Origin of the sequence: Alloalcanivorax gelatiniphagus, assembly GCF_005938655.1 — a bacterium.
GTDB classification, from domain to species: domain Bacteria; phylum Pseudomonadota; class Gammaproteobacteria; order Pseudomonadales; family Alcanivoracaceae; genus Alloalcanivorax; species Alloalcanivorax gelatiniphagus.
Genome location: NZ_VCQT01000045.1, coordinates 217,417 through 235,904 on the forward strand (window position 1 = coordinate 217,417; position 18,488 = coordinate 235,904).

Sequence of the window (18,488 nt, forward strand, 5' to 3'; positions counted from 1 at the left end):
CCTCAGCTGTTACCCGGCGTCGGCGCCGGGTCGGCGGAAGGCTGCACATCGTTTTCGATGGTCACCTTGGCGTCGTTGCGCAGTTTCAGCAGGCCGCTGGTGGCCACCACTTCGCCGGGCTTGAGGCCTTCCACCACCGCCACCAGGTCGCCGCGCTGGCGGCCCAGTTTCACGAAGCGCTTCTTGACGATCTTCTGGGGTTCGCCGTTGTCCTTGCCCTCTTCCTGCTTGGCTTTGCCGTCGCTGTCCTGAAGCACGAATACGGCGTTGCCGTAGGGGGCGTAGCTGATCGCGGTGCGCGGCACCACCACCACGTCTTCCGCCTGGGGCAGCTGGATGTTCACCTTGGCGAACATGCCCGGGCGCAGCTTGCGGTCCGCGTTCTCGAAACGGGCCTGGATGTTCACGTTGCGGGTGGCCGCGTCCACGCCGGGCTCGATGGCACTGATCTCGCCTTCGAAGGTTTCATCCGGGAAGGCATCCAGCCGCACCCGCACCTTGAACCCCTGCTCCACCTTGCTCAGCTCCTGCTCCGGCAGCGAGAAGTCCACGAAAATCGGCTCCAGCTGGGTCAGGCTCACCACCGGCGTGCCGGGCTGCAAATACTGCCCCAGGTCCACCCGGCGAATGCCGAGCCGGCCGTCGAAGGGCGCGCGCACGGTTTTGTAGTTGAGTTGTTCCTGCTGGGCCTGGGCCTGGGCCATGGACTGGTCGCGCTGGGCGCGGCGGTTGTCCAGTTCGGACTTGGAAATGCTGCCCTGCTTGAAGAGCCGCTGGTAACGGTCGAACTCCTGGCGGGACAGCCGGGCGGTGGCTTCCAGCGCATTCAGCTGGGCACGGTCGGCGGCGGATTCCAGGGTCACCAGCACATCGCCTTTCTTCACCGTGTCGCCGGACTCGAACTCAATCTTCTGCACTTCCCCGGCCACCTGGCTGGTCACGTCCACGCCGTTCACCGCGTTGACGGTGCCCACCGCCTCCAGCATCAGCGCCCAGTTGTCCGGTCGGGCTTCATAGGTGGACACGGCGGCGGCGGGTTGCGGCATGTTGTCGAAGTATTCGTTGATCTTCATGCCGACAAAAGCTTTCCAGCCGAAGATACCCCCAAACACGATTGCCAGGATGATCAGCATGATCACCATGCGCTTGCTGATAATGCGCTTGCTCATTGGTCCGGATCCCTGATTAAAGGCGGTATTTTTTAAAGGGTTATGCCTGTAAGGGTGGGTATTCGCGGGCTTGCCTTGCAGGAAGCTCTCTCCCTGGAGCTGGCTGTCGTTCCCTTACAACGTAAAATCTGACCGCGAGCATACGACAGCGTGGCGGGATATTAAACCAGCCGTTCGAACAGACGTTCGAGAACCGTATCCAGATGGCGCAGGCCCAGGGCCGTGCACGCGGCACGGTCGGTATTGTCGACCAGCAAACCCTGGGCCCGGAATGGCGCCAGAGTGTCCTTAATGGTGGCCGCCGCCACGCCGCTGCGGGCCGCCAGCGTTTCCACCGCCACGCCGTCCAGCAACCGCAAACCATTGAGCAGGGCTTCCTGAAGCGGCGCTTCGATGACCGTTTCCTGACGGCGGGCCGCCGCCGGGTCGCCCAGGTAGTGGGCCGGTTGGCGGGTTTTCTGGTAGCGCAGGCGCCGGTCCGGCAGGGTCAGTTTGCCGTGGGCGCCGGCGCCGATGCCCAGATAATCCCCGAACCGCCAGTAATTCAGATTATGACGGCACGCCTTGCCGGGCCGGGCGAAGGCGGACACTTCGTAGCGGTGGAAGCCGGCGTCGGCGAGCAACGCGAACCCGGCCTCCTCGGTATCGGCCCGGTGGTCGCCGTCCGGTTGTTCCGGCGGGGCGCGGAAGAAGGCGGTATTGGGCTCGATGGTGAGTTCGTACCAGCTCAGATGGGTGGGCCCCAATTCCAGTGCGGCGCGCAGGTCGTCCAGGGCTTGCCCGGTGGTTTGCCCGGGCAGCGCGTGCATCAGGTCCAGATTGAAATTATCGAAGCCGGCGGCGCGGGCCTCACGGGCCGCCGCCCGCGCCTGATCCGGCCCGTGGATGCGCCCCAGGGCGCGCAGGTGATCCGCGTGGAAGCTCTGCACGCCGATGGACAGTCGGTTGATGCCGGCCTCGCGGAAACCGGCGAAGCGGCCGGCTTCCAGGGTGCCCGGGTTGGCTTCCAGGGTAATCTCCGCGTCGGCGGCCAGGGTCAGCCGTTGGCGCAGACCAATAAACAGGTCCCGGTAAAAGTCGGCGCTCATCAGGCTCGGCGTGCCGCCGCCGATGAATACCGTGTCCACCGTCCGGCCGGTTATCCAGGGCAGGTCCTGGTCCAGGTCGGTGAGCAGGGCGCGCAGATAGGCGTCCTCTTGCGGGTCGCCCTGGTGGGAGTTGAAGTCGCAATAGGGGCACTTGCGCACGCACCAGGGCACGTGCACATAGAGGCTCAGGGGCGGTGAGGTCATGGCCATTCGCGGCTGAAGCCGCTCCTACGATTGCCCGTAGGAGCGGCTTCAGCCGCGATCCCCGTTCAGGCGGGCGATCAGTTCCGCCAGGGCCCGGCCGCGATGACTGACGCGGTTTTTCTCCACCGGGTCCAGTTCGGCGGCGGTCTTGCCCAGGTCCGGCAGCAGGAAGTAGGGATCGTAGCCGAAGCCGTGCTCGCCCCGGGGGTCCAGCACGATCTCGCCCTCCCAGGTGCCCTGGCAGATCAGCGGCGTGGGGTCCTCGGCGTGGCGCATCAGCACCAGCACCGCCTGGTAGCGGGCGGTACGGGGCGCCTCCGGCAGGTCGCCAAGCATTTCCACCAGCAGGGCGTTGTTCTTGGCATCACTGGCGTCGGCACCGGAGAAGCGCGCGGAATAAATCCCCGGCGCGCCATTGAGGGCGTCCACTTCCAGGCCGGAGTCGTCGGCGATGGCCGGCAGACCGGTGTGGCGGGCGGCGTTGCGCGCCTTGAGAATGGCGTTCTCCACGAAGGTCAGGCCGGTCTCCTCCGCCTCGGGCACGTCGAAATCACTCTGCGGCACCACCTCGCGGTCCAGCGGCGCCAGAATGGCGCGCATTTCCTCGAGTTTCTTGCGGTTGCCGGAGGCCAGCACCAGGGTCGTCATCATTGCTCTCCGCGATCAGCGGGTGACACGGTAAACGGCGATTTCGCCGAACATATTGGGCCAGGCCCGGGTCAGGGCGCCGCTGCGATGGTGGCGGTTGACCACGGTGCGCTCGATGATACGAATATCCTTGCGCTGACAGTGGACCTGGAAATCCTTCACCGTGCACAGGTGAATGTTGGGGGTGTCGTACCACTCGTAGGGCAGCGCCGAGGATACCGGCATGCGGCCCTTGAAGCCCAGATAGGAGCGCACTCGCCAGTGGCCGAAATTGGGGAAGGTGATGATCGCCTCGCGGCCCACGCGCAGCATCTCGTCGAGAATCGCGTCCGGCCGCAGCACCGCCTGCAGGGCCTGGGTCATGATCACATAGTCGAAGCGCTCGCTCTGGAAGTTGCCCAGGCCCTTGTCCAGATCCTGCTCGATCACATTGACGCCTTTCTCGAAGCAGGCGGCGATGTTGTCCTGGTCGATCTCCAGGCCATAGCCGTTCACGTCGCGCTCCTGGCGCAGCGATGCCAGCAGGGAGCCGTCGCCGCAGCCCAGGTCCAGCACCGTGGCGCCACGGGGAATCCAGTCGCTGATCAGGCGCAGGTCGTCGCGGTGGGCGGCCGTCTTGCGTGGGTCCGTGATTGCCTCAGACATCGGCGCGCACCTCGTCCGCCACCCGGCCCAGGTAGGCGCCCAGCAGCTTGGTGTATTCAGGAATCGGCAGCAGGAAGGCATCGTGCCCCTTGGGGGTGTCGATTTCCGCGTAGCTCACATCGCGGCCCGCCTGCACCAGCGCGTTGACGATCTCGCGGCTGCGCTCCGGCGCGAACCGCCAGTCGGAGTTGAACGACATCACCAGGAACTTGCAGCGGGTCTGCTCCATGGCTTTTTCCAGGGAGTGGTCGTAGTCCCGGGCCGGGTCGAAATAGTCCAGCGCCTTGGTCATCAACAGGTAGGTGTTGGCGTCGAAGTTGCGCGAGAAGGTCTCGCCCTGGTGGCGCAGATAGGATTCCACCTGGAATTCCACGTCGAAGCCGAAGTGGAACCGTCCGGAGCGCAGATCACGGCCGAACTTCATGCGCATGGCGTCGTCGCTCAGGTAGGTGATGTGCCCGACCATGCGCGCCAGGATCAGCCCCTGGCGGGGGTAGGTGTCATGCAGGTAATAGCGCCCGCCGTGGAACTGGGGATCGGTGAGGATCGACTGGCGCGCCACCTCGTTGAAGGCGATGTTCTGCGCCGACAGCTTGGGCGCCCCGGCGATCACCACCGAGTGGCGCAGACGCGCGGGGAAATCGATGGCCCACTGCATCGCCTGCATGCCGCCCAGGCTGCCGCCCACCACCGCCGCCCACTGATCGATGCCCAGGGCGTCGGCCAGGCGGGTCTGGCTTTTTACCCAGTCCTTCACCGTCATCATCGGGAAATCCGGGCCCCACAGCTCGCCGGTGTCCGGGTTGCGGGACAGCGGGCCGCTGGAGCCGTGGCAGCCGCCCAGGTTGTTGGGGCAGACCACGAAGAAGCGGTTGGTGTCGATGGGCTTGCCCGGGCCGATGCAGCTGTCCCACCAGCCGGGTCGCTTGTCGTCCTCGCCGTGATAACCGGCGGCGTGGTGATGGCCAGACAGGGCATGGCAGATCAGGATCGCGTTGGACTGATCCGCGTTGAGCGTGCCATAGGTCTCGTACACCAGATCGTAGGCGGGCAGCACACGCCCGCATTCCAGCTCAAGCGGCTGGTCCACGTGCAGGGTCTGGGGCTGGACCAGGCCCACGGAGTCCTGGGGAATCGATTCGGGCATTTCGGCTAACCATCCAAAGGTGGGCAAAGTCTATCGACCGCCCCCCGGCCGTGCAACGCGGCCGGCCGCTTTCCGGGGCGTGGTTGTTTTGCAGTTTTTTAAGGGGTGTTGCCGGGACCCTGGCCGGGAAAGGTCTAGCATGGGCCATCATGCACGCAACAGGAGTACGTCATGAACACCCAAGCCTTGAATGGAAAGCGGGTGGCGATCCTTGCCACCGACGGTTTCGAGGAATCCGAATTGTCCGTGCCCAAGGCCTCCCTGGCCGGCCACGGGGTCGATGTGGACGTGATCGCCCCGCAAGGCAAGGCCGATGGCATCCGCGCCTGGGCGGAAACCGACTGGGGCGAAACCTATGAGGTGTCGCGCACCCTGGACCAGGCCAGCGCCGCGGACTACCACGCCCTGGTGCTGCCCGGCGGTCTGTTCAACCCGGACGCCCTGCGCCTCAATGAAGACGCCCTCAAATTCGTGCGTGCCTTCTTCGACAGCGGCAAACCGGTGGCGGCGATCTGCCACGCGCCCTGGGTATTGATCAACGCCGGTGTGGTCGAGGGGCGCAAGATGACCTCCGTGGCCTCGGTGGCCCAGGACCTGAAGAACGCCGGCGCGCACTGGGAAGACAGCGAAGTGGTGGTGGACAACGGTCTGGTCACCAGCCGCACGCCCAAGGATCTGGACGCGTTCTGCAAACGGCTGGAAGAGGAACTGGCCGAAGGCCGGCATGATGGCCAGCATAGCTGACCCTGGAGAGGCCGGGGCGCCGACCGGCGCCCCGGGCCGGCGCTCAGAACAGCGGGCTGTAGGCCCTGTCGTCGGCCTCCTGGACCGGGCGCACGCTGGCGTTCAGCACCCGGTGCACGCGCTGGCACTCCGGCTCCCGGTCCACATCCACCAGAATCAGGTATAAGCCACGGCGGATGTCCTTCATGTACGGCTTCAGATGTCGGTTGGCCTGGGAAATGCCCCACATGCCGCCGGTCCAGGCGCCCTGGGCGCCGAAGAACAGCACGCACAGCATCACGCCGAACACGCCGATATCCACGCCCCAGGGGTCGATGCCACTGAGCGCCCAGCCCGCCAGCAGGCCCAGGGCGGCGCCGAGCAACGCGCCATAGAAGCCGTTGCTCATCAGATTGGTGTCCTCCCAGGGCGTGGAGGCGTGGATGCCTTCGGCCTGGAGGCGGCCATTGTCGCGGCTCACCACCCAGACGCGGCTTTCGTCGACGCGGGCCCGTTTGAGACCGTTCAGAGCAACCTTCACCTGATCCAGGCTGCGTACCAGGTAATACACGCGGTACATGGTGATATCCTCCTTGGAATGATGCCGGTGACCCGTTGCCGGGGCCGGCGCCTTCCTGAGTGCTCTGATCTCCTTATGGTTTCACCATGGGCGCCGGAGTACCGGGAAACAAGGGGTTTTTACGAGGTTTTAAGGGGAGACGGATGAGCAATCCGGACACACGGGTGCGCTCCGGCGATGACCGGGCCACCCTGTCGCGGCTGTACGCATTGGTGGCCAATGACGAGGACGCACGCACCTGCACGGACATCAGCGAGCAAGCCTGCCGGGAGGTGCCCGGCAATTTCTTCAAGATCATTCTGGCCAATCTGCTTTCCAAAATCGGCGACCTGCTGATCAACCCGAAGACCGTGCTGGCCTGGCTGATCGGCGCGGTGGGCGCCCCCGCCGCCCTGGCCGGGGCCCTGGTGCCGATCCGTGAATCCGGTTCGCTGATCCCGCAGTTGTTGATCGGCGCCTGGGTGCGCCGCCATCCGGTGCGCAAGGGATTCTGGGCCCTGGGGGCGGTGTTGCAGGGCCTGTGCGTGTTCGGCATGGCGCTGGCGGTGTGGCACTGGCAGGGGCTCGCCGCCGGGCTTGCCATTGTCGGCCTGCTGGTGATCTTCAGCCTGGGGCGCGGGTTCTGCTCCGTGGCCATGAAGGATGTGCAGGGCAAGTGCATTCCCAAATCCCGCCGTGGCCGCCTCACCGGCCTGGCCTCCACCCTGTCCGGCCTGGCCACCCTGGCGGTGGGGGTGTTTTTGTTCGGCTCCGATCAGGAGCCGGGCCTGCTGTTCTACACGGTGTTGCTGGCGGCGGCGGGGCTGGCCTGGTGGTTGGCGGCGGCGGTGTTCGCCCGGGTGGATGAATTCGAGGGGGAAACCGCCGGTGGCGGCCACGCCTTCCGGGAAGCCCTGGCCAGCCTGAGCCTGTTGGTGGACGACCCGCCATTCAGGAACTTCGTGATCGCCCGAGCCCTGCTGATGACCTCGGCGCTGGGCTCGCCCTTCCTGGTGGTGCTGGCCCAGGAACGGGGCCAGGGCGCGGCCCTGCTGGGCGGCTTCCTGATCGCCTCCAGCCTGGCCAGCACCCTCAGCGCCACGGTCTGGGGATACATGGCCGACGCCTCCAGCCGCCAGGTGATGATGCGCGGTGGCGGGCTGGCGGCCCTGGTCTGTCTGGGCGTGGCGGCGGTGGCGCTGTGGGCGCCACAAAGCGATCGCCTGGCCTGGTTCTACCCGGTGGCCTTCTTTGTGCTGTCGGTGGCGCACTCCGGGGTGCGTATCGGTCGCAAAACCTATCTGGTGGACATGGCCGGTGGCACCAAGCGCACCGATTACACGGCGGTCAGCAACACCGTCATCGGCGTATTGCTACTGGTGGTGGGCGGCATCAGCACCGGCGTTTCGGTGACCGGCGCCCAGTGGGCCCTGGTGTTCCTGGGATTGATGGGCGCCCTCGGCACCTTCTGGTCCTGGCGCCTCAAGGAAGTCTGATCGCGGCTCAAACCAAACGCGATAACCGCCGGTCCCACGCCCCTCTGCGTTCTGTAGGAGCGGCTTCAGCCGCGATACCACCGGCCCGACGCCCCTCCGTAGGAGCGGCTTCAGCCGCGATAAACCACCCGCCGGCCCGCCACTAATACGATCAGAAGTGCGCGCACAGGGTGAGCCCCCGCGAATCGCACACGGGCTCCTCCTTGATGCGCCGCCGTCGCGGCGATTCAGGTGGACCCCATCGCCCCCACGCCGGCCAGCGGCGAAATCGGGATTTACCTTTTATAACGTTTTTGTGTAAGTTTCGGCGCTCTTAAATAAAAAACGATGTTGGAGGGATCCCAATGAAAAAATCACTTTTGCTTGCTACCACCGCCGCCCTGGCCTTTTCGCCGCTGGCCGCCCAGGCCGAATCCAGCTTTCTGTTCGGTGCGGCCGTCGCCCGTGATCAGAGCAACGCGGACGACTTTTTCGAGGATGCGGTGAGCGGCGCGGTCGATGCCGACTCGCCGGACGCGGAAATGGGCGGGGATGTATACGTGGGCCTGGCGGCCAACGATATCTTTACCTTCCGGTTCGGCTACCGGAAATTCGGTGACGCGGAAGCCGATGTCCTGGGCGGCATCGGTAAATTCGAGGTGGAAGCGGACGGTTTCTACGTGGCCGCCGACGCCATGTTCCCGCTGACCCCGTCGTTTTACCTGGGCGGCACCCTGGGCATCCAGAACGCGGACATTACGTTCCGCGTGCGCGGCCCGGGTGGCTCTGACAGCATGGACGACGACGCCCGGGACTTTTTCTACGGCCTGCGGGCGGCCTGGCTGCTCAGCGAACAGGCCGGGGTGACCGCTTCCTACAGCCGCTACTCCTTCGAGGCGGATGACGTCAGCGAAGACCTGGAATACGACAGCCTGGCCGTGGGCCTGGAATACCGCTTCTAGTCACCCCGCCGCCTGATACGGCGCCGTGGCCCTCGCTACGGCGCCGTTCGTTCAAACAGCAAATCCCACACTCCGTGGCCCAGGCCGGCGCCCCGGCGCTCGAACTTGGTTTCCGGGCGCCAGGCCGGCCGGTCCGCGAATTGGCCCGCGCCGGCCCGGTTCTTGAAGCCATCGGCGCCGGCCATCACTTCCATCATGTGCTCGGCGTAGTTTTCCCAGTCCGTGGCCATGTGCAGCACCCCGCCGGGGCGCAGCTTGCGGCCCACCAGGGCCACCCAATCCGGCTGCACGATGCGGCGTTTGTGGTGCTTCTTCTTGTGCCAGGGATCGGGGAAATACAGCTGCACCCGTTCCAGGCTGCCGTCGGCAATGCACAGCTTGAGAATATCCACGGCGTCATCGCAGTAGCTGCGCACATTGCCCAGCCCGCGCTGCTCGATTTCGATTAGCAGCGCGCCGACGCCGGGGCGGTGCACCTCGATGCCGATAAAATCCTTGTCCGGTTCCGCCTCGGCCATGGCCGCCAGGGAGGCGCCCATGCCGTAGCCGATTTCCAGCACCCGGTCCGCGTCCCGGCCGAACACCGCCACCGGGTCCAGTTCACCCTGGCCCCGTTCCAGGCCGAAGCGCGGCCACAGGGTGTCCAGGGCGCGGCGCTGGCCGGCGGTGAGGCGGCCTTCGCGCAGCACGAAACTGCGCACCCGGCGCATCACCTTGCCGGTTTCCGGGTCCTTGTCCTGGTGCAGAAAATCGAGCATGTGGGGCGATCCTTTCGATTCAAGGCTTGGTCAGGACACCAGGCCTTCGGAGGGCGACGACGGGTTGGCGAAAGCGCGCTTGGGCATGCGCCCGGCCAACAGGCCCTCGCGGCCGGCTTCGATGGCTTTCTTCATGGCGCTGGCCATCAGCACCGGATTGCGGGCGTGGGCGATGGCGGAGTTCATCAGGATGCCGTCGCAGCCCAGTTCCATGGCCAGGGTGGCGTCACTGGGGGTACCCACGCCGGCGTCGACGATGATCGGCACCTTGGCCTCTTCCATGATCAGCAGAATGTTGTGCGGGTTGAGCACGCCCAGGCCGGAGCCGATCAGGGAGCCCAGCGGCATCACCGACACACAGCCCATGTCTTCCAGTTCCTTGGCGACGATCGGGTCGTCGTTGGTGTAGACCATCACGTCGAAGCCGTCGTCCACCAGCTGCTGGGCGGCGCGCACGGTATGGGCGATGTTCGGGTACAGGGTTTTCTGGTCGCCCAGCACTTCCAGCTTCACCAGCTTGTGGCCGTCCAGCAGTTCCCGGGCCAGCTTGCAGGTGCGCACCGCGTCCTCGGCGTTAAAGCAGCCGGCGGTGTTGGGCAGGATGGTGTATTTGTCCGGGCTGACGAAATCGAGCAGGTTGGGCTCGCCGGCCTCCTGGCCCAGGTTGGTGCGGCGCACCGCCACGGTGACGATCTCCGCGCCGCTGGCTTCCACGGCCTGGCGGGTTTCCTCGAAATCCTTGTATTTGCCGGTGCCGATCAGCAGCCGGGACTGGTAGGTTTTGCCTGCGATATGAAGCGGGTCGGACATGGTGGGTTCCAGCGTTGGTTCGGTGATTCGGTGGTGTTCATTGTAGCGGGCGGGCGCCCGGTGTTCCCGGCGTTGTGGCTGTCCATTCTACCAGGCCGTGCCCGCCATTCCTGGCGCGGCGCCGTGCCGGTCGGAGCGCCCGGCCCGGACTTCCTGTCCGGTGGGTAAATCGCGCGGTGAGGCGCGATTTACCCACCGCCAATAGCGTGCACGATCTCCACCACGTCACCGTCGTTGAGACGGTGCTGGCCGTGCTCGCTCTTGGGCACGATGTCCCGGTTCACTTCCACCGCCAGCCGGCGGCCCTGCAGCTGCAATTGAGCCACCAGGTCCGCGACGGTGGTGCCGTCCAGGGTCAGCGGGTCGCCGTTTACGGTCAGGGCAGTCATGGTCGTGCTCACTATCCGTGGTTGGGGGTGGGGTGCCGATCAGCCGTGGGCGCGCCACAGGGACCAGGCCAGCCACAGCCAGCCGATGATCAGCGCGGTGCCGCCCAGCGGCGTGATCGCGCCCAGCCATTTCTGGCCGCTCAGCACCAGCGCATAGAGGCTGCCGCTGAACACCAGCGTGCCGGCGAACAGAATCCAGCCGGCGGTGACCACGCCGGCGCCGGCCTGGCGGGCCAGCAGGCCCACCAGCAGCAGCGCCAGCGCGTGGTAGAAATGGTATTGGCTGGCGGTGCCCCAGACTTCGAGCATGCCGGCGTCGACCCGGTTTTTCAGCCCGTGGGCGCCGAACGCCCCGAGTGTGACCGCCAGGGCGCCGTTCAGGGCCCCCAGTACAAGCAGGTATTTCATGGTCACCGCTGTGTTGATGGGTGGAGCGCCGATTGTACTGGAAATTGGCGCCTGGCGGGCGTCCTTCAAGCCCTGGGATCGGGGTTTAGCGGGAAGCCTCGCTCCAGCCAGGGCGCGGCTCAGGGCGCCGGGCCCTTGGTAGGAGCGACTTTAGTCGCGATGACGATGGCACCCAGAGGATCGCGGCTGAAGCCGCTCCTACAGCAATCCCCAACCCACACAGCTCCGCGTCCCGGATAGAGATCCCCCGCATCGATTTCCCGCCAAAGCGCGATGAACCAAAAAAAAGCCCCGGCAGGGGGGCCGGGGCAAGGGGTACTCGGCTTCGCCGGCCGCCTCAGGCGGCGATGGCGTTGCGAAGCTTTTTCAGCGCGTTGTTTTCAAGCTGGCGAATCCGCTCGGCGGACACGCCATATTCATTGGCCAGCTCCTGGAGCGTGGCTTTCTGGTCGGCCAGCCAGCGGCGTTCGAGAATGTCGCGGCTGCGTTCGTCCAGGGTCATGATCGCGGAGCCCAGCTGGCGGGAGCTGCGCTCCTGGTCGTCCTGCTCGGCCACCAGATCCGCCGGGTCGCTGTTATCGCTGTGCAGATAAGCGGCCGGTGACGGGATCGGGTTGTCCTCGTCGTCGTTGGTGGGGCCGTCGAAGCTGGCGTCAAAGGCGCCCAGGCGCCCTTCCATTTCCTTCACCTGGGCCGGGGTTACGCCCAGATCATCGGCCACCCGTTGCGCTTCCTCGGTGGTGAGCCGGGCAAGACGCTTTTTCTGGCCGCGCAGGTTGAAGAACAGCTTGCGCTGGGCCTTGGTGGTGGCCACTTTCACGATGCGCCAGTTCTTGATCACGTACTCGTGAATTTCCGCCTTGATCCAGTGCACCGCGAAGCTCACCAGGCGCACGCCTTTTTCGGGATCAAAGCGTTTCACCGCCTTCATCAGGCCCACGTTGCCTTCCTGGATCAGATCGCCCAGCGGCAGGCCGTAGCCGGTGTAGCTGCGCGCGATGTGCACCACGAAGCGAAGATGGGCCAGCACCATGTTACGGGCGGCGTCGAGATCTTCCTGGAAGTACAACCGCTCGGCCAGCTGCCGCTCTTCGTCGACGCTGAGCACCGGCACCGAGTTGACCGCGCGGATATACGCATCCAGGTCATGTCCTGGAACCGCCAGCGGCAACGCCTGGGCCTGTTGCAGTTGTTGGGTTGTCATTTCCCTTCTCCCTGGTTCTATTGGGACGGATATTAGCACTCGGGTAATAGGAGTGCTAATAGCCTGAATAGTTCCCTGCCATTCGTTTCATCAATGGCCCCGGGGGCAGTATCGATGGGAACGGGCACCGTTTCGGTGATGCCCATCAACATCGACTGTGAATCCCGGGAGGAATTCCCACTTTAGGGAAAAGAAGGGCCCGCGAGGGTAAAGAAACGCAAAACCGGCCCCCGGGCGGGGGCCTAGAACTGGGGTTCGATGTCGCCCAGGTGACGGCTCACCGCCAGCCAGGCCCCGAGCAGCCCCAGGGTGCCGCTGAACAGCGGTAAAACAAACACGGTGGATGGGCTCATGCCGGTAAGCGAGTGTTCACTTTCGTAGAGCCGCAGCAGCTCGTCGATGGGGCCGCCCAGCCACCACAGCGCCAGGCTCACCAGGATCAGCGCCAGCACGCCGCCGGCGAAGCCCACGCAGAAGCCGCTGTACAGGAACGGGCGGCGCACGAAACCGTCAGTACCGCCGACGATCTTGATCACCACGATCTCCTCCCGGCGGCTTTCGATGGCCAGCCGAACGGTGTTCACCACCACCAGCACCACCGCCAGGGCCAGGCCCAGGGTAAGCACGCTGATCATCCGGTCGCCCAGCTCGATAATGGCGTGCAGGCGCCGCACCCAGGCCACGTCGAGCTGGGCGTTGTCGACCTCCGGCACCGCGTTGAGCCGTCGCTGCAGGGCCTCCACCTGGCCTGGCGCCACGTTCTCCGGATAGACCACGATCAGCGGCGGCAGCGGGTTGTCGGGCAAGGCTTCCAGCACGTCGCCGAAGCCGGACAGGGTCTTGAATTCGTCCAGGGCCTGGGCGCGGGTGATCACCTCGGTGCGCGCCACCGTGTCGAACCCGTCCCACTCCCGGGCCAGGGCCCGCTGGCGGTCCTCGGCGGTGTCCAGTTTGAGGAACACGGACAGGTGCGCCTGGCCGTCCCAGCCCTTGGTGATGACGCGGGCATTGTCCATCAGCACCGCCAGCCCGGCGGGCAGCGCCAGGGCGATGGCGATCACCAGCACCGTCATCAGGGCGGCGGTGGGTGCCGCCGCCATGCGGCCCAGGGCATCGCCCAGGGAATCCCGGTGATGCTGGCGCCAGGCGGTGAGGCGGTCGCCCAGGGAGGTGCGGGTGCTGCGCGCGCCGGCGGGCCGGCGCTGGCGAGTGTTACGGGCCACGGCGGTCCTCCCGGGGGCGGGCGAAAAGGGCCAGGTCCTGGTCGCGCTGGGAGACGCCTTCCTCGCCATCGTGGATCAGCCGGCCCTCGCGCAGGGTCAGAAGGCGGTGCCGGTAGCGGGCGATCAGCGACAGGTCGTGGGTGGCGATCAGCACCGCCACGCCGACCCGGGCGAAATCGTGGAACAGGTCCATGATCTCGGCGCTCAGCGCCGGGTCCAGATTACCGGTGGGCTCGTCGGCGAGCAGCAGCGGCGGCTTGTTGACCACCGCCCGGGCGATGCCGATGCGCTGCTGCTCACCGCCGGAGAGCATGATCGGGTTGAGCTTTTCCTTGTCCAGCAGCCCCACCTTGTCCAGGGCCGCGCGCACCCGCTTGCCGATATCGGCCCGGGCGAAGCCGGCGATCACCAGCGGCAGGGCCACGTTGTCGAACACACTGCGGTCGAACAGCAACTGGTGGTTCTGATGCACCATGCCGATCTTGCGGCGCAGGAAGGGGATATGCCGGCTGCCCACCCCGGTCAGGTTCTGGCCTTCCACGAACACCTGCCCCTGGGTGGGCCGTTCGATCATCATGATCAGCTTCAGCAAGGTGGACTTCCCCGCCCCGGAATGCCCGGTCAGGAAGGTCAATTGCCCGGCGGGCAGCTCAAAACTGATCTGCCGCAGGGCGTCCTTGCCGTTCGGGTAGCGTTTGCCGACCCGGTCGAATTTGATCATGTAGGTCCTTGGGACAGTTGAAAGTTACAAGTTAAAAGTTACAACGCGAGGCAAGGGCGTAGCGCTCTCAAACGTTTCGGCTGCGCGCTGCGAGCGGGCGCGGGCACGGCCTTTCCGACCCGGCCGCCGTGCCCCGCGCCTTGTAACTTTTAACTTTCAACTTGTAACTCACCCGGCCACATCTTCGAACAACGCCTGCACGAACTCCTCGGCGTTGAAGGGGCGCAGGTCCTCGAGCTGTTCGCCGACGCCGATAAAGCGGATCGGCAGGCCGGTGCGTTTGGCCAGAGCGAACAGGATACCGCCTTTGGCGGTGCCGTCGAGTTTGGTCAGCACCAGGCCGGTGACGCCGGCGGTGTCGCGGAATTCCTGGGCCTGGTTGATGGCGTTCTGGCCGGTGCCGGCGTCCAGCACCAGCAGCACCTCGTGGGGGGCCTCCGGGGACAGTTTTTTCATCACCCGGGTGACCTTGGAGAGTTCTTCCATCAGGTTGCCCCGGGTGTGCAGCCGGCCGGCGGTGTCGGCGATCAGCACGTCGGCGCCCCGGGACTGCGCCGCCTGCACCGCGTCATAGACCACGCTGGCGGAGTCCGCGCCGGTGTGCTGGGCCACCACCGGGATGTCGTTGCGCTCGCCCCATACCTGCAGCTGCTCCACGGCGGCGGCGCGGAAGGTGTCGCCGGCGGCCAGCATCACGCTCTTGCCCTCGGCCTTGAAGCGGCAGGCCAGCTTGCCGATGGTGGTGGTCTTGCCGACCCCGTTCACGCCCACCATCAGGATCACATAGGGTTTCTTGCCCGGGTCGATTTCCAGGGGCACGTCCACCGGCTCCAGCAGCTTGCGCAGTTCTTCCTGCAGGGCTTCATAGAGGGCGTCGGCGTCCACCAGTTCCTGGCGGCCCACCCGTTCGGTGAGGTTGGCGATGATGGTGTCGGTGGCTTCCACGCCCACGTCCGCCACCAGCAGCTGGGTCTCGATCTCCTCGAAGATCTCGTCGTCGATTTCCTTGGCGCCCACCAGCAGGTCCGCCAGGCCCTTGCCCAGGTTCTTGCTGGTCTTGCTCATGCCCTGCTTCATGCGGGTCCAGAAGCCGCCGCCCTCGTCGGCGGCGGCCGGGGCCGGCGCCTCGCGGGGCGGCGCTGGCGGCGCGGCGGGCTCGGACCGTACTGGTTCAGACCGCACCGGCTCGGGTCGGGCCGGCTCGGAGGGCGCGGATTCAGGGGCCCGCGGCTGGCCGGCGTCGGCTTCCGGTGGGCTGTCGGCATCGGGCTCCGGCCGGTCGCTGGACGGCGCCGGGTCCGGCCTGTCCTCTGGCTTGCGCCGGAACATGCGCGAGAAGAAGCCGCCTTTCTGTGCTTCCTCGTTGCGATCGTCGTCGCGGGCGTCGTCGGTCATCGGGTCGGATCCTGTGGGGTCGAATGCGGGGCGGTCGGTATGCTACCACCATGGGGCCGGGCAAAAAACGCCGGCCGGCCGGTGGCTGCTAATGGGCCCCGGCCGGCGCCCCGCGTCCGGCCACGCCCCGGCGGATGATAAACACCAGCGGCACCATGCACAGGAACAGAATCGCCATGAATTTGAACACGTCCAGGTAGCCCAGCATGCTCGCCTGGTTGAGCAGGTCATGGTAGAGCAGGCCGTGGCTGGTCAGGTCGCCGGCGCCGGTGGCCTGGCCGATCTGGTGCATCTGGTCCTGGTAGGCTGGGTTGTAGGGCGTGATCTCCTCGGCCAGCCGCGATTGATGGAACTGGCTGCGCCGGGCCAGCAGGGTGGTGGACAGGGAAATACCGATGCTGCCACCCAGGTTGCGGGCCAGGTTGATGATCGCCGAGGCGTCGTTGGATTTTTCCATGGGCAGGCCGTCGTAGGCGGCGGTGCTGATCGGAATGAACAGGAAACCCAGCGCCGACGCCTGCAGAACCCGGGCCATCATGATGGTGTGGTAATCCGCCTGCAGGCTGAAGCCGGTCATGGTGTACAGGCCGATGCCGCTGACCAGGAAGCCGAACCCGATCAGATAGCGGGTCTGCACCTTGCCCACCAGGCGCCCCACCAGGGGCATCAGGCAGATAATGGCGATGCCCCCGGGGGTCAGCACCAGCCCCGCCTGGGTGGCGGTGTAGCCCATCAGCTCCTGCACATACAGCGGCAGCACCGCGGTGCTGGCCAGCAGCACGAAGCCGAGAATCATCATGAACAGGTTGGCCACCGCGAAGTTGCGGTTGCGGAACAGGTGCACGTCGACGATCGGGTTGCGGTCGTACCACTCCCAGATCAGGAAGGCGATCAGGCCCACCGCCGCCAGGCAGCTCATGGTCAGGATAAAGCCGGAATGCCACCAGTCGTCCTGCTGGCCCCGGTCGAGCATGATCTGCAGGGCGCCCAGGCCCACCACCAGCAGGCTGAAGCCGATCAGGTCCACCCGGGGCCGCTTGCCGCCCCGTTTGTCCCGGGCCTGGCGCATGTAGTCCGGGTCGCGGATCAGGGCCTGCACCAGGGGAATCAGGATCAGCCCCACCGGCAGGTTGATCAGAAACACCCAGCGCCAGGAGAAATGGTCGGTGATCCAGCCGCCCAGGGTGGGGCCGATGGCCGGTGCGAACACCACGGCGATGCCGTACATGGCGAACGCCATGCCCCGTTTCGCCGGCGGGAAGGCGTCCGACAGGATCGCCTGGGACACCGGTTGCAGGCCGCCGCCGGTGATGCCCTGCAGGCAGCGGAACAGGATCAGCGTCCCCAGGGTCGGCGCCAGGCCACAGGCCAGGGAGGTGACCGTGAAGCCGGCGATGCAGATCATGAAGAAGCGTTTGCGGCCGAGCAGGTTGGACAGCCAGCCACTGATCGGCAGCACCACCGCGTTGGTCACCGTGTAGGAGGTGAGCACCCAGGTGGCCTCGTCGTGGGTGGCGGACAGGCCGCCGGCGATGTGCAGCAGGGCCACGTTGGCGATGGAAATATCGAGTACTTCCATGAACGCGGCGATGGCCACCACCGGCGCGATCACCCAGGGGCTGACGCCCTTCTTGCCCCCCGGCGTGGCGCCGGCCGGCGCGGAGTCAACGGGCATGGCGATTCTCCTCGTTCATGCCGGGCTCAGGACGCCGGGGCGTCGTCGCCCCGGTTGGCGGCCAGGATGCGGGCGATCATGGCGTCCACTTCACTCTGGTCCCGTTGGTACACCGAGGTTTCAAAACGGGCGCCGCTGACCGGGCTTTCCGCCAGCATCTGGCCGTCCCGGCCCCGGGTTTCCACGGTGGCCTCCATGGACAGGCCCACGCGCAGCGGGAAGCCCTCCAGGTCCTCCGCGTCCAGGCGGATGCGTACCGGCACCCGCTGCACCACCTTGATCCAGTTACCGGTGGCGTTCTGCGCCGGCAGCAGCGCGAAGGCGTTGCCGGTGCCGGCGGCCAGGCCGGCCACCTTGCCGTGGTAAAGGTGGTCGTCGCCGTACAGGTCGGCGGTGAGCTCCACCGGCTGGCCGATACGCACGTTGTTAAGGTCGGTTTCCTTGAAGTTGGCGTCCACCCACACCTGTTCCAGGGGCACCACCGCCATCAGCTTGCTGGCGGGCTGCACTTCCTGGCCCACCTGTACGCCGCGCTGGGCCACATAGCCGTCGGCGGGGGCCAGGATGCGGGTGCGCTGCAGGCGCAGCCAGGCCTGGCGCAGGCTGGCTTCCGCCTGCTGCACCTGGGGGTGATCGTCCAGGGTGGTGCCGGCCACCGCCGCGCGGCTGCCGGCCAGTTGGTGGCGCGCTTCCTGGTAGGAGGCGCGGGCGGTTTCCAGTTGCGTTTCCGCGTGTTGGAAATCCTGGGTGGAGATGCCGCGTACCCGCTTCAGATCCCGGGCCCGCTGGTAGTCCCGGCGGGCCTGTTCCAGGGACGCCTTGCGCAGGGTCACGGTGGCTTCCAGGCGGTTCGCCTGGTCGAACAGCTGACGCACCTGGCGCACGGTCTGGGCCAGATTGGCCTTGGCCTCTTCCAGGGCCACCCGGGCGTCGGTGTCGTCCAGGGTGATCAGCAGGTCCCCGGCCACCACCCGGTCGGTGTCTTCCGCGTGGATCGAGACCACCGTGCCGCTGATTCGGGGGGAAATGCTGACCACGTTGCCGCCCACGTAGGCGTCTTCGGTGGTGATGTGGAAGCGTGCCCAGAGGAACCAGTAGGCGCCGTAGCCGGCGGCGGCGATCACCACCACCACGGCGAGGATCAGCAGCAGGCGTTTGCGTTTGCCCGCATTATTGTTGTCGACGTTGTTATGGTCGGTGTTGCCGTTGGGGTCTTGGGTGTCGGGGGCGTGACCGGTGTGGTCCGGGTCGGTGTGCGTGTCTTGCTCGGCCATGAAAGGTCTCC

At 66.3% G+C, this 18,488-nt stretch carries 19 protein-coding genes; 3 read left to right on the top strand and 16 right to left on the bottom strand.

From position 1 onward, the window contains the following. Nucleotides 1-2: 2 nt before the first annotated feature. The 5 genes from FGS76_RS16780 to metX form a co-directional block, all read right to left on the bottom strand. Nucleotides 3-1,169, bottom strand: a complete 1,167-nt coding sequence (locus FGS76_RS16780; protein WP_240692583.1) for an efflux RND transporter periplasmic adaptor subunit — start codon at nt 1,167-1,169, stop codon at nt 3-5. A gap of 161 nt (nt 1,170-1,330) precedes the next feature. Then, nucleotides 1,331-2,467, bottom strand: a complete 1,137-nt coding sequence (gene hemW / locus FGS76_RS16785; RefSeq protein ID WP_138773797.1) for a radical SAM family heme chaperone HemW — start codon at nt 2,465-2,467, stop codon at nt 1,331-1,333. 42 nt (nt 2,468-2,509) lie between these two features. Beyond that, on the bottom strand, nt 2,510-3,109 hold the full coding sequence (gene rdgB / locus FGS76_RS16790; protein ID WP_138773959.1) for an RdgB/HAM1 family non-canonical purine NTP pyrophosphatase: 600 nt from the start codon (nt 3,107-3,109) through the stop codon (nt 2,510-2,512). A gap of 15 nt (nt 3,110-3,124) precedes the next feature. Beyond that, nucleotides 3,125-3,754, bottom strand: a complete 630-nt coding sequence (metW, locus tag FGS76_RS16795) for a methionine biosynthesis protein MetW (RefSeq protein ID WP_138773798.1) — start codon at nt 3,752-3,754, stop codon at nt 3,125-3,127. Then, on the bottom strand, nt 3,747-4,901 hold the full coding sequence (gene metX, locus FGS76_RS16800; protein ID WP_138773799.1) for a homoserine O-succinyltransferase MetX: 1,155 nt from the start codon (nt 4,899-4,901) through the stop codon (nt 3,747-3,749). Before metX ends, metW begins: the two co-directional genes overlap by 8 nt. 171 nt (nt 4,902-5,072) lie before the next feature. Between metX and FGS76_RS16805 the strand changes: the two genes are divergently transcribed. Next, entirely contained in the window at nt 5,073-5,645 is a 573-nt protein-coding gene (locus FGS76_RS16805; protein ID WP_138773800.1) for a type 1 glutamine amidotransferase domain-containing protein, read from the top strand. A 43-nt stretch (nt 5,646-5,688) separates the two neighbouring features. Here the strand turns inward: FGS76_RS16805 and FGS76_RS16810 are convergent, their stop codons facing one another. Continuing rightward, nucleotides 5,689-6,204, bottom strand: coding sequence for a hypothetical protein (locus FGS76_RS16810; protein WP_138773801.1), 516 nt, complete (start codon nt 6,202-6,204; stop codon nt 5,689-5,691). 143 nt (nt 6,205-6,347) lie between these two features. Between FGS76_RS16810 and FGS76_RS16815 the strand changes: the two genes are divergently transcribed. Both FGS76_RS16815 and FGS76_RS16820 read left to right on the top strand, forming a co-directional pair. Further along, nucleotides 6,348-7,679 carry an MFS transporter gene (locus FGS76_RS16815; RefSeq protein WP_138773802.1) on the top strand — a complete coding sequence of 444 codons (1,332 nt, stop codon included), beginning with the start codon at nt 6,348-6,350 and terminating at the stop codon, nt 7,677-7,679. Nucleotides 7,680-8,023: 344 nt separating this feature from the next. Next, nucleotides 8,024-8,620, top strand: coding sequence for an outer membrane beta-barrel protein (locus FGS76_RS16820; RefSeq protein ID WP_138773803.1), 597 nt, complete (start codon nt 8,024-8,026; stop codon nt 8,618-8,620). Between the two features lie 35 nt (nt 8,621-8,655). Here FGS76_RS16820 and trmB read toward each other — a convergent pair whose 3' ends face one another. From trmB to FGS76_RS16870, 10 genes are all read right to left on the bottom strand, one after another. Continuing rightward, nucleotides 8,656-9,378: a tRNA (guanosine(46)-N7)-methyltransferase TrmB gene (trmB, locus tag FGS76_RS16825; protein ID WP_138773804.1), complete on the bottom strand. Its 723-nt coding sequence runs from the start codon at nt 9,376-9,378 to the stop codon at nt 8,656-8,658. A 30-nt stretch (nt 9,379-9,408) separates the two neighbouring features. Beyond that, on the bottom strand, nt 9,409-10,188 hold the full coding sequence (locus FGS76_RS16830) for a thiazole synthase (protein WP_138773805.1): 780 nt from the start codon (nt 10,186-10,188) through the stop codon (nt 9,409-9,411). A 188-nt stretch (nt 10,189-10,376) separates the two neighbouring features. After that, nucleotides 10,377-10,577 (bottom strand): sulfur carrier protein ThiS, encoded by a 201-nt coding sequence (gene thiS, locus FGS76_RS16835; RefSeq protein WP_138773806.1) that lies wholly within the window; start codon nt 10,575-10,577, stop codon nt 10,377-10,379. 39 nt (nt 10,578-10,616) lie between these two features. Then, nucleotides 10,617-10,985: a DUF423 domain-containing protein gene (locus FGS76_RS16840; protein ID WP_138773807.1), complete on the bottom strand. Its 369-nt coding sequence runs from the start codon at nt 10,983-10,985 to the stop codon at nt 10,617-10,619. A gap of 337 nt (nt 10,986-11,322) precedes the next feature. Next, on the bottom strand, nt 11,323-12,189 hold the full coding sequence (gene rpoH / locus FGS76_RS16845) for an RNA polymerase sigma factor RpoH (protein ID WP_138773808.1): 867 nt from the start codon (nt 12,187-12,189) through the stop codon (nt 11,323-11,325). Nucleotides 12,190-12,431: 242 nt separating this feature from the next. Next, the gene (gene ftsX / locus FGS76_RS16850; RefSeq protein WP_240692584.1) at nt 12,432-13,412 is read right to left on the bottom strand and encodes a permease-like cell division protein FtsX; all 981 of its coding nucleotides are present in this window, start codon (nt 13,410-13,412) and stop codon (nt 12,432-12,434) included. Then, the gene (ftsE, locus tag FGS76_RS16855; protein WP_240692585.1) at nt 13,402-14,133 is read right to left on the bottom strand and encodes a cell division ATP-binding protein FtsE; all 732 of its coding nucleotides are present in this window, start codon (nt 14,131-14,133) and stop codon (nt 13,402-13,404) included. Before ftsE ends, ftsX begins: the two co-directional genes overlap by 11 nt. Before the next feature lie 168 nt (nt 14,134-14,301). Continuing rightward, complete coding sequence (gene ftsY, locus FGS76_RS16860; RefSeq protein WP_138773810.1) at nt 14,302-15,528, bottom strand: signal recognition particle-docking protein FtsY; 1,227 nt, start codon at nt 15,526-15,528, stop codon at nt 14,302-14,304. An 88-nt stretch (nt 15,529-15,616) separates the two neighbouring features. Continuing rightward, nucleotides 15,617-17,203, bottom strand: a complete 1,587-nt coding sequence (locus FGS76_RS16865) for a DHA2 family efflux MFS transporter permease subunit (RefSeq protein WP_138773811.1) — start codon at nt 17,201-17,203, stop codon at nt 15,617-15,619. A 26-nt stretch (nt 17,204-17,229) separates the two neighbouring features. Then, a complete protein-coding gene (locus tag FGS76_RS16870) occupies nt 17,230-18,477 on the bottom strand; it encodes an HlyD/EmrA/EmrK family protein (RefSeq protein WP_138773812.1) in 1,248 nt (415 codons plus the stop codon). Between the last annotated feature and the right edge of the window lie 11 nt (nt 18,478-18,488).

Bases quoted from the DNA above. Each gene is read 5' to 3' on its own strand.
- FGS76_RS16810 (WP_138773801.1), bottom strand. From the start codon at position 6,204: ATGTACCGCGTGTATTACCTGGTACGCAGCCTGGATCAGGTGAAGGTT.
- FGS76_RS16805 (WP_138773800.1), top strand. From the start codon at position 5,073: ATGAACACCCAAGCCTTGAATGGAAAGCGGGTGGCGATCCTTGCCACC.
- ftsY (WP_138773810.1), bottom strand. From the start codon at position 15,528: ATGACCGACGACGCCCGCGACGACGATCGCAACGAGGAAGCACAGAAA.
- FGS76_RS16830 (WP_138773805.1), bottom strand. From the start codon at position 10,188: ATGTCCGACCCGCTTCATATCGCAGGCAAAACCTACCAGTCCCGGCTG.
- trmB (WP_138773804.1), bottom strand. From the start codon at position 9,378: ATGCTCGATTTTCTGCACCAGGACAAGGACCCGGAAACCGGCAAGGTG.
- FGS76_RS16840 (WP_138773807.1), bottom strand. From the start codon at position 10,985: ATGAAATACCTGCTTGTACTGGGGGCCCTGAACGGCGCCCTGGCGGTC.
- FGS76_RS16815 (WP_138773802.1), top strand. From the start codon at position 6,348: ATGAGCAATCCGGACACACGGGTGCGCTCCGGCGATGACCGGGCCACC.
- rpoH (WP_138773808.1), bottom strand. From the start codon at position 12,189: ATGACAACCCAACAACTGCAACAGGCCCAGGCGTTGCCGCTGGCGGTT.
- FGS76_RS16865 (WP_138773811.1), bottom strand. From the start codon at position 17,203: ATGCCCGTTGACTCCGCGCCGGCCGGCGCCACGCCGGGGGGCAAGAAG.
- metX (WP_138773799.1), bottom strand. From the start codon at position 4,901: ATGCCCGAATCGATTCCCCAGGACTCCGTGGGCCTGGTCCAGCCCCAG.
- ftsE (WP_240692585.1), bottom strand. From the start codon at position 14,133: ATGATCAAATTCGACCGGGTCGGCAAACGCTACCCGAACGGCAAGGAC.
- hemW (WP_138773797.1), bottom strand. From the start codon at position 2,467: ATGGCCATGACCTCACCGCCCCTGAGCCTCTATGTGCACGTGCCCTGG.
- FGS76_RS16780 (WP_240692583.1), bottom strand. From the start codon at position 1,169: ATGAGCAAGCGCATTATCAGCAAGCGCATGGTGATCATGCTGATCATC.
- FGS76_RS16870 (WP_138773812.1), bottom strand. From the start codon at position 18,477: ATGGCCGAGCAAGACACGCACACCGACCCGGACCACACCGGTCACGCC.
- FGS76_RS16820 (WP_138773803.1), top strand. From the start codon at position 8,024: ATGAAAAAATCACTTTTGCTTGCTACCACCGCCGCCCTGGCCTTTTCG.
- metW (WP_138773798.1), bottom strand. From the start codon at position 3,754: ATGTCTGAGGCAATCACGGACCCACGCAAGACGGCCGCCCACCGCGAC.
- rdgB (WP_138773959.1), bottom strand. From the start codon at position 3,109: ATGACGACCCTGGTGCTGGCCTCCGGCAACCGCAAGAAACTCGAGGAA.
- thiS (WP_138773806.1), bottom strand. From the start codon at position 10,577: ATGACTGCCCTGACCGTAAACGGCGACCCGCTGACCCTGGACGGCACC.